14 protein-coding genes are annotated in these 12,846 nt (G+C 57.6%); 9 read left to right on the plus strand and 5 right to left on the minus strand.

Annotated elements, in window-relative coordinates; genetic code table 11:
- Positions 1 to 2: 2 nt before the first annotated feature.
- Both cydB and ACBR42_RS15015 read left to right on the plus strand, forming a co-directional pair.
- Positions 3 to 1,034 (plus strand): cytochrome d ubiquinol oxidase subunit II, encoded by a 1,032-nt coding sequence (cydB, locus tag ACBR42_RS15010; protein WP_110547339.1) that lies wholly within the window; start codon positions 3 to 5, stop codon positions 1,032 to 1,034.
- Positions 1,031 to 1,165, plus strand: a complete 135-nt coding sequence (locus ACBR42_RS15015; protein ID WP_174234174.1) for a DUF2474 family protein — start codon at positions 1,031 to 1,033, stop codon at positions 1,163 to 1,165. The genes cydB and ACBR42_RS15015 overlap by 4 nt, the downstream gene beginning before the upstream one ends.
- Before the next feature lie 24 nt (positions 1,166 to 1,189).
- Here the strand turns inward: ACBR42_RS15015 and ACBR42_RS15020 are convergent, their stop codons facing one another.
- The 4 genes from ACBR42_RS15020 to ACBR42_RS15035 all read right to left on the minus strand — a co-directional run bounded on the left by ACBR42_RS15020 (position 1,190) and on the right by ACBR42_RS15035 (position 5,564).
- A complete protein-coding gene (locus ACBR42_RS15020; protein WP_371208539.1) occupies positions 1,190 to 1,750 on the minus strand; it encodes a TetR/AcrR family transcriptional regulator in 561 nt (186 codons plus the stop codon).
- A 2-nt stretch (positions 1,751 to 1,752) separates the two neighbouring features.
- Entirely contained in the window at positions 1,753 to 2,217 is a 465-nt protein-coding gene (locus ACBR42_RS15025; RefSeq protein WP_110547337.1) for a nuclear transport factor 2 family protein, read from the minus strand.
- Positions 2,218 to 2,688: 471 nt separating this feature from the next.
- Positions 2,689 to 4,206: a carbohydrate porin gene (locus ACBR42_RS15030; RefSeq protein ID WP_371208540.1), complete on the minus strand. Its 1,518-nt coding sequence runs from the start codon at positions 4,204 to 4,206 to the stop codon at positions 2,689 to 2,691.
- Positions 4,207 to 4,220: 14 nt separating this feature from the next.
- A complete protein-coding gene (locus ACBR42_RS15035) occupies positions 4,221 to 5,564 on the minus strand; it encodes a gluconate:H+ symporter (RefSeq protein ID WP_371208541.1) in 1,344 nt (447 codons plus the stop codon).
- A gap of 687 nt (positions 5,565 to 6,251) precedes the next feature.
- Here ACBR42_RS15035 and ACBR42_RS15040 point away from each other — a divergent pair.
- From ACBR42_RS15040 to ACBR42_RS15060, 5 genes are all read left to right on the plus strand, one after another.
- Positions 6,252 to 6,890: a TetR/AcrR family transcriptional regulator gene (locus ACBR42_RS15040; RefSeq protein WP_118963809.1), complete on the plus strand. Its 639-nt coding sequence runs from the start codon at positions 6,252 to 6,254 to the stop codon at positions 6,888 to 6,890.
- A 159-nt stretch (positions 6,891 to 7,049) separates the two neighbouring features.
- Positions 7,050 to 7,811: an SDR family NAD(P)-dependent oxidoreductase gene (locus ACBR42_RS15045; protein ID WP_371208546.1), complete on the plus strand. Its 762-nt coding sequence runs from the start codon at positions 7,050 to 7,052 to the stop codon at positions 7,809 to 7,811.
- 32 nt (positions 7,812 to 7,843) lie between these two features.
- Positions 7,844 to 8,296 carry an SRPBCC family protein gene (locus ACBR42_RS15050; RefSeq protein ID WP_371208547.1) on the plus strand — a complete coding sequence of 151 codons (453 nt, stop codon included), beginning with the start codon at positions 7,844 to 7,846 and terminating at the stop codon, positions 8,294 to 8,296.
- Positions 8,293 to 9,006, plus strand: a complete 714-nt coding sequence (bdcA, locus tag ACBR42_RS15055) for an SDR family oxidoreductase (protein WP_371208542.1) — start codon at positions 8,293 to 8,295, stop codon at positions 9,004 to 9,006. Before ACBR42_RS15050 ends, bdcA begins: the two co-directional genes overlap by 4 nt.
- 48 nt (positions 9,007 to 9,054) lie before the next feature.
- A complete protein-coding gene (locus ACBR42_RS15060) occupies positions 9,055 to 9,945 on the plus strand; it encodes an aldo/keto reductase (protein WP_371208543.1) in 891 nt (296 codons plus the stop codon).
- 105 nt (positions 9,946 to 10,050) lie between these two features.
- Here ACBR42_RS15060 and ACBR42_RS15065 read toward each other — a convergent pair whose 3' ends face one another.
- The gene (locus tag ACBR42_RS15065) at positions 10,051 to 11,421 is read right to left on the minus strand and encodes an NAD-dependent succinate-semialdehyde dehydrogenase (protein WP_371208544.1); all 1,371 of its coding nucleotides are present in this window, start codon (positions 11,419 to 11,421) and stop codon (positions 10,051 to 10,053) included.
- A 454-nt stretch (positions 11,422 to 11,875) separates the two neighbouring features.
- Between ACBR42_RS15065 and ACBR42_RS15070 the strand changes: the two genes are divergently transcribed.
- Positions 11,876 to 12,172 (plus strand): RNase A-like domain-containing protein, encoded by a 297-nt coding sequence (locus ACBR42_RS15070; protein WP_371208548.1) that lies wholly within the window; start codon positions 11,876 to 11,878, stop codon positions 12,170 to 12,172.
- Positions 12,147 to 12,530, plus strand: a complete 384-nt coding sequence (locus ACBR42_RS15075) for a hypothetical protein (protein WP_174234172.1) — start codon at positions 12,147 to 12,149, stop codon at positions 12,528 to 12,530. Before ACBR42_RS15070 ends, ACBR42_RS15075 begins: the two co-directional genes overlap by 26 nt.
- Positions 12,531 to 12,846: the final 316 nt, after the last annotated feature.

The following is a 12,846-nucleotide window of genomic DNA, read 5'->3' on the forward strand; positions in this document are numbered from 1 at the left end:
CCATGGACCCGACCGGTGCGACGTACTGGCTGCCCATCGTGTGGGCCGTTCTGGCGGCCATGGCGATCTTCATTTACGTGGTGCTGGACGGTTTCGACCTCGGGCTTGGCATCCTGTTCCTTGCCGAACCCGACAGGACACATCGCAACCTCATGGTCCAGACGGTCGCCCCGGTATGGGACGGGAACGAGACGTGGATGATATTCGGCGGGGCGGCCCTGTATGGCGTTTTTCCCAATGCCTATGCCACCATCCTGCCTGCGCTCTATCTGCCGGTTCTGGTCATGCTGTTCGCGCTTATCATCCGGGGTGTCGCGTTTGAATTCCGTTCCAGAATGCATACGGAGCGCAACCGGGACCTGTGGGATACGGGGTTTTTCGTGGGGTCACTGATCGCCGCAATCATGCAGGGCGTGATTCTGGGCACACTTGTCGGGGGGATCAGGGTCGAGAACAATGCCTTTGTCGGCGGAAGCCTTGACTGGCTTGCCCCTTTTCCCCTGTTCTGCGGCGTGGCGGTTGCCTGCGGTTATACATTGCTGGGGGCGACCTGGCTTGTCTGGCGTACGGAAAGCGACCTGCAGACCACCATGCGTAAATGGGCGGGTATCCTGTCCGTCCTCATGCTGCTGATGATCGGCGTTGTGTCCCTGTGGACCCCGGCGCTGCACGCGACTTACATGCAGCACTGGACGGACTGGCCGCGCATCCTGTTTGTCGCCCCGGTTCCCGTAGCGGTTGTGGCGCTGGCCATTACGATGTTCCGTGCCCTGCGTGGCAGGACATCACGCCGCATTCCGTTCCTGTGTGCCCTTGGGTGGTTTTTCCTGTCCTTTACGGGGCTGGGCATCAATATATGGCCCTACATCGTCCCACCCGGCATGACGATCTGGGATGCATCGGCACCGCCGACCAGTCAGGCTTTCCTGCTGGTGGGTGCGCTGGTGCTGCTGCCGCTGATCCTGACCTACACGGCCTATGCCTATCATGTATTCCGCGGGCCGGTGAGCGTGCATGGCGAGACTTACCATTGAAGGGGGCGTTCAGGCATCGCCCCCTTGGGTCGCTGGGGACCCGGTTACTGTGGTTTGTCGCCCTGTGGGTGGGGGGTGTCAGCGCGCTGGCCGTGGTGGCGGGGGTGCTGCGACTGCTGATCCATCCCTGAATTGCCGCGACATGGCGCAGTGTATCATCCGGCCAGCATGCGCGCCTTCAGTCGGGCGAGGGTACGGCTGAAAGTGGCGGGGGACCCGAGCGCCCGCGCCAGTACGATGGCCCCCTGAATCCCTGCCACCACTTCTTCCGCCTGTTCGCGTGCCCTGGGTGCGGCGTGTCCCAGCCGGACCAGCGCGGTTTCAAGCGCTGTGATCCAGCGGGCGAAATAGCCTTCGATCACGACCGCGAAGCGGTCACGGCTGTCACCCAGTCCCAGCAGACCAACCAGACAGATCCGCTGGCCCGAGCGGAAATAGTCACTGACCGCGCCAAACATGCCCTCGATCGCATCGCGGGGCTGGTCGGTCGCCCGCAGCGGGGCGAAGATATGCCGCTCAAACCAGCCATCAATCTCCGCCAGAACGGTCGCCGCCATCTCCTCCTTTCCGCCGGGAAAGAAATGATACAGGCTTCCTTTCCCCAGACCGGTTGCACGCGAAATCAGGGCAAGGCTTGCCCCTTCATACCCATGTTCACGGAACACTTCCCCCAGTTGGGGAATGATGTCGGCCTTTTCACTGACCAGACGGGCCATGGTTACAGCCCCAGTTCGCTTAGTGAGGGGTAATCAAGCGGGCGCTGCGTGCCAGACCAGAGCAGTTTGCGGTCCGTTTCGGCAATGGGAAGGTCGTTGATTGACGCCACCCGGCGGCGCATCAGGCCATCGTCATCGAACTCCCACAACTCGTTCCCGTAGGAGCGGAACCACTGCCCCGCATCATCATGCCATTCATACGCAAAGCGGACCGCCATCCGGTTAACCCTGAACCCCCATAATTCCTTGACCAGACGGTATTCATGTTCCCGCGACCATTTGCGGGTAAGAAAAGCGGTGATTGCGTCACGTCCCTGTAAAAACTCGGTGCGGTTCCGCCAGTTACTGTCTGGCGTATAGGCCAGCGCCACGCGGGCAGGGTCCTGGCTGTTCCAGGCGTTTTCGGCTGCCCGGACCTTTTCGGCAGCAGTTTCAGCGGTGAAGGGAGGAAGGGGCGGTGTAGGCATGGGCGACTCCGTACCAAATGGTTGTGTGTGTACCAAACGGTACAGAGTTGATGATGAAAAGCAAGCCCGCGAATGGAAACGGGGCAAATCCCACTTCGGGCATCGGCGGTCATGCAGTCAGATGATGGGGTGTACGGATTTCAGAAAATTCAATAATAATTATTTATCGGAATCATATGAGAAAGATATATGAAGGATTCCATTGCCGGGAACACATCAGGCCAGAGAATCCAGCATATAAAAATACCCGTCTAATTTTATCAGTATTATATTTCCGCCCAGTGTGAACAGCGTGTTTCCATCGTTCTTTGGCGGTATTTTGGTCTGTTATTTCAATATTTTTGTCATATACGGTTCTGTATGGTCATGCGCTGAAACCCAGATCCGTTCCCGCTTCAGGTAGTGGTCGCTACTTCTCACCGTATGGATGACACCCGCACCAGACTTCCGAAATAAAATAGATATTATTATTTACATCAACTGGATATGACTTTTAAAACCGAGCAATGCAGCGTCGCGCAGGTTGGACTGGGCGTTGGGGTGAATATAGTATTCGAACAACGGGGTGAAGATAACGCCCGGCATGACATGTATGGCATAGTTCGCTTCCATGACGACGGTATCGCGCTGTACGCCGGTTGCATGGTTGGGCAGGCTGCTTCTTTTGCCGCTATCAATCATGTCCTGTTCCGCCAGCGTTACGCCATCGGCAATCCGTGTATAGGTCAGGGCAAAGCCCATCGTGTCATACGGACGTGCGCGGAAGGCACCGCGATTGAGCAGCGCCGCGTAAACAAGGTATTTGCGCAGTGACGTGCGCGGATCGTTATAGATCACGCCGGACAGCGCGGTCAGGCCGGAATCCTTGTCATGGTAATGCAGCAGGCGCTGGTCAAACATTACCCATGTGGACCATGACGCGCCATGCTGCTTCTGCTTGCGGCCCGTCAGTCCGTAAGGCGCGTCATTTACATCAAGGTAATTGTCACTCTGCGGCGTGCTGAACAGTTGTGCACCGAATTTATAATGCCCCGGCAACGTGCCATGACGGAAAACAGGTTCCCATGCGGTTTCTATCGGCGCGGCATAACCGATGATGTTCGCGCCGTTGAACTTGAATCCTGTCCGGTGCTGGAACACCTGATAAATCCCGTTTTCAATCGGGTACAGCCCGGTCTGCACATAGACGGACCGCGCGGGACGGCCGCGCACGCGGAATCCCCATGTGGATGCGGGGTAGCCGGCGGCGAAATTGGTGTCGGTAATGCCCTTGGGGCGACCACAGATACTGCCGTTCTGGAAGTTGCAGAACAGGGGACTGGCCGCAAAATCCGATATTTCGGCCATGCGGCCCGCTGCAATCGCCAGTCGCCCGCCCAGAAGCGTTTCCTCACCATAGGCATAGACAAGGTGGACCACCACGTTACCGCCACCGCCATAATCTTCGGACGCATGGTTCAGCCAGTCGCCAAACATGCGGTTGGCCGTCGTACCATAACGGCCAACGGTTACCATATGGGTGGCGAACCCGTGCCAGCCCGCCAGTTTGTCCCAGTCCATGTCAAGCTGCATGGCGTACTGCCCGGCATTGCTTGCGCCCTGTTTGTAATTGCTGAACCCCGGCGTACTGCCGCGTGTGGGCGGGGTTATGGCGCCCGCGAATTCGTTGGTGTTGTCCACAAGGAAGTTGATTCCCCGACGGCGCAGCCATTTTGACACGGGGTTAGGCGCCACCGCTTCCGGTTCGGAAAACGGCGGTACGGTAGTCTTGCGCGTGGCATGGCTGGGCAGTGGGCGTGATACCAGCAGGCTGGGGGCCGAACCGATATCGCGGTCCATGACCTGTGCCCCGGCGCGTGGGGTACCATACAACATGCAGCCCAGCGCAAGTGGCAGCGTATACAGGGCCGTGCGCGCAACGTGACGCACGTGACCGGCCAGCAGGCGCGCCGAACGGGCACGCACTGGAATTGCGGTAGCAGGAAACATGAGGATGCGCCCCATTAATGTATGAAAATCGACGCAATAAGGCAGAAGACCAGTCCACATACGGCAATCAGCGTTTCCAGGACTGACCATGTCTTGATGGTCTGCGGTACGGTCAGGCCCAGATATTCCTTGATCTGCCAGAAACCGGCATCATTCATCGGGCCGAAGGCAACCGATCCCGCCCCGGTCACCAGCACCATGAGTTCGGGTGAAACCCCGGTGCTGTGTTCCAGAATGGGGGCGACAATACCGGACGCCGTCGCCATCGCCACGGTGGACGACCCGCACGCCACACGCACGATGGCCGCCAGAACCCACGCCAGCACCAGCAGTGGCATATGGGCGCCAAGGGCTGCATCGGTAATGGCGCGCGATACCCCGCTGTCGATCAGCACCCGGCCAAAGCCGCCGCCTGCGCCGATCAGCAGCATGATGAGTGCCGTGGGACCAAGGCATTCGTTAGTGAAGCGCAGGATGGTGGCGGCGGAAAATCCCTGCGCCACCCCCAGCACGTAAAAGGACAGCAGTGTTGCCAGCGCAAGCGCTATGTCCGTATTGCCCACGAAATGCAGCACGGTATTGGCCGTGCCGTGTACCGTCGTGATCCGGTCGGCCAGAGATCCGACCAGCATCAGGACAACAGGCGAAAGGATGGTAAACACCGTCAGGAAAAAGCTCGGCATATTGGCTGCCGGTTCGTGTTTTACGAACTGTTCCGCCAGCGGGTTTATCCCGGTCAGCGGCACGCGGGCGGAGGCAAAGCGGCCAAAGACCGGCCCGGCAATCACCGCGATGGGCGTGCCGATCACGATACCCAGCATGATCGTATGGCCGATATTGGCGTGATACGCGCTAAGGGCCAGCAACGCCGCCGGATGCGGCGGAATCAGCGCATGCGTGACCGACAGCGCCGCCCCCATAGGTAACGCCACCCGCAGCAGGGGCATATTGGTGCGGTCAGCCAGCACGAACACCAGCGGAATGAGCAGCACGAAGCCTACCTCAAAAAACACCGGCAGGCCGATCAGCAGGCCAATCACCATCATGGCCCAGTCCACGCGTTCGCGCCCTGCAAATCCGGATATGGTCAGTGCAATACGGTCTGCCCCGCCAGATTCCGCCAGCATCTTGCCCAGCATGGTGCCAAGCGCGATGACGGTGCCAACATGGCCCAGCACATGGCCCGCGCCATTTTCAAAGGACGCAACGACATGATCTGCCGGCATGCCTGCAAAAAGGGCAAGGGCGATGGATACGATGAAAAGAACAATGAAGGGGTTCAGACGGAACCGGGCGATCAGAACAATAACGGCCAGAATTGCCGTTAGCGCAAGAGAGATGGCAAATGCCGCGCTCATCCCATAAATACTCCCATGGTTTGACACACGGCCTAACGCCTGTGGCTGACGGGAAGGTCAGGCCATAAAGAAAATGTTATAAAAGAACTCCCATCCTGTAACTGTTCCAGTTTTTGTAGCGGTATCTGCAATAAAAACAGACATCGAGGCTAAAATATACACGGAATGTAACAGTAGGATTTTCATAAATTGTGCAATGCACAATATGTGCTACAGGCCGAGGGATTGAAGCGCCATTGTTTGGTGTTGTCGTGCCCCACTTCCTGAAACACGGCCATTTTGAGTTGAAATTTTCCACTTATGGTCCCGTATCGGGGGGGGGAGAGTTTCATGAAGGCGTCGAAGTTCACTGCGGCACAGGTCACGTTTGTTTTGAAAGTCGCCGAGGTCCGTTGGAAGGCAGGCATTTTCCCTCTGATAGACAAGGTTCGGCCTGATCTGGAAGATCAGCGCCAATTTCAGTCAACAGACCCGCCGGCAGGGTTTCGGTCATGACGCAGATGAGGCCGGTCGTGGCCAGCGCGGGCAGACAGGCAGTCGCTCATCGGTTTTTTGCGTGGGTATCGGGATGGTCCGGGTCATGGGCCACCCATATATGGACCGGACGATACGCATATAGGGAGACAGTAGTCTTGGCAATAATTTCTGGATCAATTAATATGGAAGTCTTTCCACAGGAGCGATAACATGGCGCGGACCGGGCGTCCCCGTGAATTTGACCGCGACAGGGCGATTGAAGCCGCCACGGCGCTCTTCTGGGCGCAGGGCTACGAACCAACCTCCCTGACCCAGCTCAAGGCCAGCATGGGCAATATTTCGCCTGCCAGTTTCTATGCCGCGTTCGGCTCGAAGGAAGCCCTGTTCCGGGAAGTCGTGCAGCATTATCTGGCGACGTATGGGCAGGTCATGGCGCCTTTATGGGATGAAAGCCTGTCACCGCGCGAAGCCATCGAACGGACGTTGCGCGGTTCGGCACGTATGCAGTCTGCCCGCGCACATCCGGCCGGGTGTCTGGTCGTGTCTGGTGCCAGCAACTGCTCACCCGAAAACGAACCCGTTCAGGCTCTGCTCGCTGCGGAACGACAGCGCACGCGTGCAGGCATCAGAGCCTGCGTGGAACGTGCCATCGCCATTGGCGAATTAAAAGCGTCTGCGGCGACCGATATTCTGCCTGATATTCTCACAATCTTCTTTCACGGCATGACATGCGAAGCCAGGGACGGGATGACGTCAAAAAAACTGGATGCGGCCATCACGTCTCTCCTGACATTGTGGGATGTCAACGCGGTGAAGCCGGGAGCAGGAAAACGGTCCCAAAAGCGCTGACGAACTGGCGGAAGCAAGGCTGGGTGGCTACGGCGCCTAAATTATGTATCGAACAATCCATAATTTCTTGACCCTACGTCGCGCTTCTTTTATGGATCGGTCGGTATGGAAATAGTGTTTTTCGGAACACAACGCCATGCCTCCTCAAGGAATCCGATCATGAGCACCTCAAAAATCGCACTCGTCACGGGCGCCAATCGCGGCATCGGCTACAGTATCGCGAAGCATCTGACCGCCGCCGGCATCAGCGTGATCGGCACCTGGCATGCCAATGAAGGCGAGGCGAAAGCAGCGGAAGCCGCCCTCAGTCAGGAGGATGCAAAGCTGCACATGCTGCAACTGGACATTGCGAACCATGCGTCGTTCACGGATTTTGCAGGGCAGGTCAAAGCCCTTCTCGCAAACGAGTTCGGGCAGCGGGAACTGAATTATGTCGTCCAGAACGCAGGCAACATCATTCACACGCGCTGCGACGCCGCGACATCCGAACAGCTCGACAACCAGTACAACATCCACTTCAAGGGACCATACCTGCTGACGGTAGCGCTCCTTCCGCTGATCCGCGATGGTGGCCGCATTCTCAACATCACCTCTGCCGCGACGCGATTCTACCTGCCCGATCATGGTCCTTACGCGGCCATGAAAGCCGCAACTGAAGTCATCTCCCTTTATATGGCGAAAGAGTTGGGCGCGCGGGGCATTACCGTCAATGCCGTAGCCCCCGGCGCGGTCGCATCGGACTTCGGCGGCGGTCTGGTCCGTGACGATGCCGGGATCAACAGGAGCCTCGCAGAGATTACGCCCCTGGGACGCGTCGGTCAGCCCGATGACATCGGGGCGGCGGTCCGCGCGCTTCTGTCTGACGACATGCGCTGGGTGAATGGTCAACGTATCGAGGTGACAGGAGGCCAGTCGTTATGAGCGACCCGACAGACATTAGAGGGGGCTACTCCATGATCCATGTTATGGCCAGCAGCGTCATTCCTGCATCCGTTTCATCCGTCTGGGGACTGATCCGTGATTTCGGCGCCCTTGGTCGCTGGTTGCCGGGCGTGAAAAGCTGCGTGATCGAAGGCGATGATCCCGGCGACCGTGTCGGCGCGGTCCGTCGCCTTGAAATGGGCGATGTCGGCGTCATGCGTGAACAGCTTCTGGCGCTGTCCGACGTGGATCATGCGGTGACGTTCTCGATCATTGAATCGGCTTTGCCGATCCGAAACTACCGCTCGACAATCGCGCTTTTGCCCGTAACGGACGGTAACCGTACCTTTATCCGGTGGTGCGGTCAGTTTGAAGCGGCTGCCGGGCATGCAGCGGGGATGGAGGCCAGAATGCCAACACACATCTATCAGCCAGCGTTCAATAGACTGACGGACATAATGACAGCGGCAGGAACACGGTCATGAGCAGTTTTCATGGCAAATCCGTCCTCGTGCTTGGCGGCAGCCGCGGGATTGGCGCTGCCATTGTCCGTCGCTTCGCAGCGGATGGCGCGAAAGTCGTTTTCACGTATTTCTCCTCCCCTGACGATGCCCAGGCATTGGCGGCCGAGACCGGGAGCAGGGCCCTGCGCGCCGATAGCGGCGAGCGCGATGCTCTCATCGCGCTGATCGTCTCGCTTGGTCCTCTGGACGTGCTGGTTGTCAATTCCGGGATTCTTGGTGCGGGCGACCCACTGAAAATGCCGCCAGATGACATCGACCGGCTTTTCCGCATCAATACCCATGCCGCATACCACGCGGCGGTTGCTGCCGCACGGAATATGCCGGACGGCGGCCGCATCATCTTCATCGGCTCGGCCAATGCCGACCGTATGCCGATGACTGGCCTTGCAGCCTACAGCGCCAGCAAGGCGGCACTGAAAGGTATGGTCAAGGGACTGGCGCGCGATTTCGGGGCGCGTGACATTACCGTCAATGTCGTTCAGCCCGGCCCCACCGATACCGACATGAACCCCGCCGATGGCCCGCTGAAGGACGTGATGCACGACTTCATGGCAATCAAACGCCATGCTACGGGGGCAGAAATTGCGGGGCTGGTCGCATATCTTGCTGGACCAGAAGCAGGCATCATCACTGGTGCCGCATACAACATCGATGGTGGCTTTGCGGCCTGACCGAATAACCGATTGCAAACCATCTGCTGGAAAAAAGGAACGAGGGCCATGACCCATTCATCCGGCAACGCCACCAGATCCGGTAATTTCACGATCGGCGGCGATCTTACCATTCACCGGCTCGGTTTCGGCGCAATGCGCATTACCGGATCAGGCATATGGGGGCCGCCAGCCGATCATGACGAGGCCATCCGCACGCTGAAGCGCCTTCCCGAACTTGGCGTCAATTTTATCGATACGGCGGACGCCTATGGGCCGGATGTCTCGGAATGGCTGATCAGGGAAGCGCTGCATCCCTATCCCAAGGGCCTCGTTATCGCCACGAAAGGCGGCCTGACCCGCTCGGGGCCGCACATCTGGAAACCGGTCGGGCGACCGGAATACCTGCTTCAGCAGGTGCATAAAAGCCTGCGCAACCTCGGCGTCGAGCAGATCGATCTGTGGCAGTTACATCGGATTGATCCCAAGGTTCCGGCGGATGAGCAGTTCGATGCGATCAGATCCTTTATCGACCAGAAACTGATCCGTCATGCGGGATTGAGCGAAGTATCCATAGAGGACATCAAGGCTGCATCGAAATTCTTTAACGTGGCAACCGTCCAGAACCGTTATAATCTCGTTGATCGCACCAGCGAGGACGTGCTCGATTATTGCGCCGCCCGGAACATCGGGTTCATTCCGTGGTTTCCGCTCGCGGCTGGTGACCTTGCGAAGCCGGGCTCAGTTCTGGACACCATGGCAGGGAAATACGGCGCGCACCCAAGTCAGATCGCACTGGCATGGGTTCTGAAACGCAGTCCGGTAATGCTGCCAATTCCCGGCACCTCGAAGGTTGCACATCTGGAGCAGAACGTCGCCGCCGCTGACATCACTCTATCCGACGAAGACTTTGCGGCACTGGATTCAGAAGGACGAAAGGCGTTTCAGTCAACGCCGTAGCGGTGCATGCCCTCCACTCCAGCGGTGTCGCATGCGCCCGACAGAAAAGTGGTATATGGAAAACCGCCCCCGACATGCGACAGGGGGCGGAATCCTCAGGCAGGATCAGGGAGTATGAACCAGCTTGCGGTTCAGGAATTCCTCAATACCAAATTCGGAAAGTTCACGGCCATAACCGGAGTTCTTGATCCCGCCAAATGGCAGGTCGGGCGCAGTGCCGGTAATGTTGTTGATGAACACCATGCCCGTGTCGATCCGTGCCGCAACGCGGCGGCCACGCTCTACATCGCTGGTCTGGATGGAACCACCCAGGCCATATGGTGAATCATTGGCCAGAGCGACAGCTTCATCGTCACTCCCGACGGAATGGATGATGGCGACAGGCCCAAAGATTTCCTCATAGAAAATGGGGTTGTCTCTGGTGATGCTGGTCAGGATCGCGGCCTTCATGAAAAAACCTTCACGGTCGATCTTCTTGCCGCCCACAACCAGTTCGGCCCCGTGGGACACGGCCTTTTCCACCTGTGAAATGGCCCGTTCCATGGCGGCCTGACTGCTCATCGGTCCATGGCTGACACCCTGTTCCAGCGGGTCGCCATACTCGAATTCGTTCACAGCCGTTTTCAGACGTGACGTGAATTCCTCAACCAGCGACTTATGTACGATCATTCGCTTGGCGGCGGTGCAGACCTGACCGTTATTGGACATGCGCCCACTGATGGCCAGCGGCACGACTTTATCCAGATCGGCGTCATCCAGCACGATGAACGCGTCCGATCCGCCCAATTCCATCGTGCTTTTCTTCAGCGCACGGCCCGCCTGAGATGCAACGGCGCTACCGGCGCGTTCACTTCCGGTCAGGGCGACGCCGCGTACCTCGGGGCAGTCGATCAGCTTTTCCGACTGGTCATTGGTAATGAACAGATTGGTATAGGCACCTTCGGGCGCGCCTGCTTCACGGAACAGTTCTTCAAACGCCACCGCGCATTGTGGCACGCTGGGCGCGTGTTTGACCATTACGACATTACCCGCCATCAGGTTGGGGGCCGCGACGCGGGCTAACTGATAATAGGGGAAGTTCCAGGGTTCCACGCAATAGATGATGCCCAGCGGTTCGCTAGTGACGATGGCGTGCCCCCGGGATACCGGCAGTTCACGTGGTGCCAGAAAAGTTTCAGCCTTTTGGGCGTAGTAGGCGAGGATGTCAGCCGAAAGCTCGATTTCCCCGATGGCTTCGGGCAGGATCTTACCCATTTCGATGGAAATCAGGCGGGCGTGCTTCTCCTTGTCCTTGCGCAGGATTTCCGCAGCTTTGAGCATGACTGCCTTGCGCTGCGCGATGGAACGGTGCCGCCAGTCGCTTTCCCACAACTGGTGGGCGGTGGACAGTTTCGCGTGCATCGTCTTGTCGTCATGAAGGTCAAAGACCTTTTCCGTCTTGCCGGTAGCCGGGTTGATGGTGCGATAGGGGCTCATGTCATCATGTCCTTTATGGCTGCTGCGCCAGTCATCGCTTTGTTGACGACCGAAGGATTGGGAACTGGTTCTCAGGTCAGGTATGCTCCTGACGGGGGCGACCTGTTTGGGACGCTCTCCCTATCGTGACTATATTTGTCCGTATCGTGTCAATGCGCGGTGGGAACAGGGCAGGGGTTCGCCCAAAGGGATAGCGGTGCCCATATGCAGGCATTCGGGGCGGAATAGGCGGTGTGGAGATCAACCTGCCGCGTTATTATCACGCAAGGTTTATCACCATGTGGTAGCCCGAAAATGTTTTTGATGAATTTTCGTTCAAAAGCGTCAGGTCAGACCATTTCCACCCCATCGACAGAAGCAGTTCGATCCCAACCACCATGAGGCGCCGCTCCATGATCGCAGGAAAGGAGGCGGTCATGTCCCGCTAAAGCACGTCGACCTGAACAACAAAAATATAGATCGTAAGTTAACAAATAAAAGACCTGTCGTTTCATTATTCACATCGAATAAAGAATCCGAATGCGCTATTCACAAAGTGCTCAACGATAACGCCTCCAAGATTGATGGCTGGTTCAGGAACGCCAGAGATGGAAATGCAATCCTCCTTGAAGGACACACCTCAGGGGGAGGAACTGTCGTCATCGAGAGGGCCCATCGGCAGCGCAAGACTGCGCGGCGCATTCAAGTTACAATTGTCAAAAAAGAACACAATGGAATGATCTACTATGTCCAAACTGTTAAACTTGACTAAATATGATATTCTCGACCTGTTTCCGCGTCTCTCTAATCTCGGCGCGAGCTCGTTTGGCGAGGATCCTGAGCTCTTTGGCGATACACTGTTCGAGGTCATTGAAGATGCGCCGCGCATGCATCGCCTGCCGTTCAAGCAGCAGACAGTCAACGAATTAAGGACGTTACTGGCCTATAGCGATATGGACCTCGATCGCGTCAGTTGGGCTGTGCTCGGTATGGACCCCACGGCGGATATTGAAGAACCACCTAACTGGGGCAGCTTTCCAAGCCTGCGGGCATTTTGGTCAGCCGTTCTGCATACCTTTGAAAATGACCCCGAGGTGCGGGCGGGAAGAGAGATTGACCGCGACGGGTAGGAGCCGGGAATTCACCAACATGGAATACAGAAATGTCTGTTTCCATGTGTTGGCGTTCCAGAAACAGACCATCCGCTTACCTGAAGGGTTTCGGGCGCCGCCAGGCGTACGAAAGTCTGGGAAGACCGAACCCGCGACACCGGGGTTCAGTTATGGGGAATTTGCAACTGGCGCTACCCGGGGGAGAGCCTGAGCCAGAGCATACAGGTGCGTTTGTGGAACTGGAACGGGTTTTTGTGACCGGATCTGCATGACGCGATGACAGAACTGGCAGTGTAGGCAGCGATTTTCCCGGGTTTTCCAGTGATGCGTACAG

The organism is Komagataeibacter sp. SM21, from assembly GCF_041402665.1.
GTDB lineage: Bacteria > Pseudomonadota > Alphaproteobacteria > Acetobacterales > Acetobacteraceae > Komagataeibacter > Komagataeibacter saccharivorans.

Coding starts and splice junctions, on each gene's coding strand:
- cydB (WP_110547339.1), top strand. CDS start 3: ATGGACCCGACCGGTGCGACGTACTGGCTGCCCATCGTGTGGGCCGTT.
- bdcA (WP_371208542.1), top strand. CDS start 8,293: ATGAGCAGTTTTCATGGCAAATCCGTCCTCGTGCTTGGCGGCAGCCGC.
- ACBR42_RS15040 (WP_118963809.1), top strand. CDS start 6,252: ATGGCGCGGACCGGGCGTCCCCGTGAATTTGACCGCGACAGGGCGATT.
- ACBR42_RS15060 (WP_371208543.1), top strand. CDS start 9,055: ATGACCCATTCATCCGGCAACGCCACCAGATCCGGTAATTTCACGATC.
- ACBR42_RS15030 (WP_371208540.1), bottom strand. CDS start 4,206: ATGTTTCCTGCTACCGCAATTCCAGTGCGTGCCCGTTCGGCGCGCCTG.
- ACBR42_RS15035 (WP_371208541.1), bottom strand. CDS start 5,564: ATGAGCGCGGCATTTGCCATCTCTCTTGCGCTAACGGCAATTCTGGCC.
- ACBR42_RS15045 (WP_371208546.1), top strand. CDS start 7,050: ATGAGCACCTCAAAAATCGCACTCGTCACGGGCGCCAATCGCGGCATC.
- ACBR42_RS15025 (WP_110547337.1), bottom strand. CDS start 2,217: ATGCCTACACCGCCCCTTCCTCCCTTCACCGCTGAAACTGCTGCCGAA.
- ACBR42_RS15050 (WP_371208547.1), top strand. CDS start 7,844: ATGATCCATGTTATGGCCAGCAGCGTCATTCCTGCATCCGTTTCATCC.
- ACBR42_RS15020 (WP_371208539.1), bottom strand. CDS start 1,750: ATGGCCCGTCTGGTCAGTGAAAAGGCCGACATCATTCCCCAACTGGGG.
- ACBR42_RS15075 (WP_174234172.1), top strand. CDS start 12,147: ATGTCCAAACTGTTAAACTTGACTAAATATGATATTCTCGACCTGTTT.
- ACBR42_RS15065 (WP_371208544.1), bottom strand. CDS start 11,421: ATGAGCCCCTATCGCACCATCAACCCGGCTACCGGCAAGACGGAAAAG.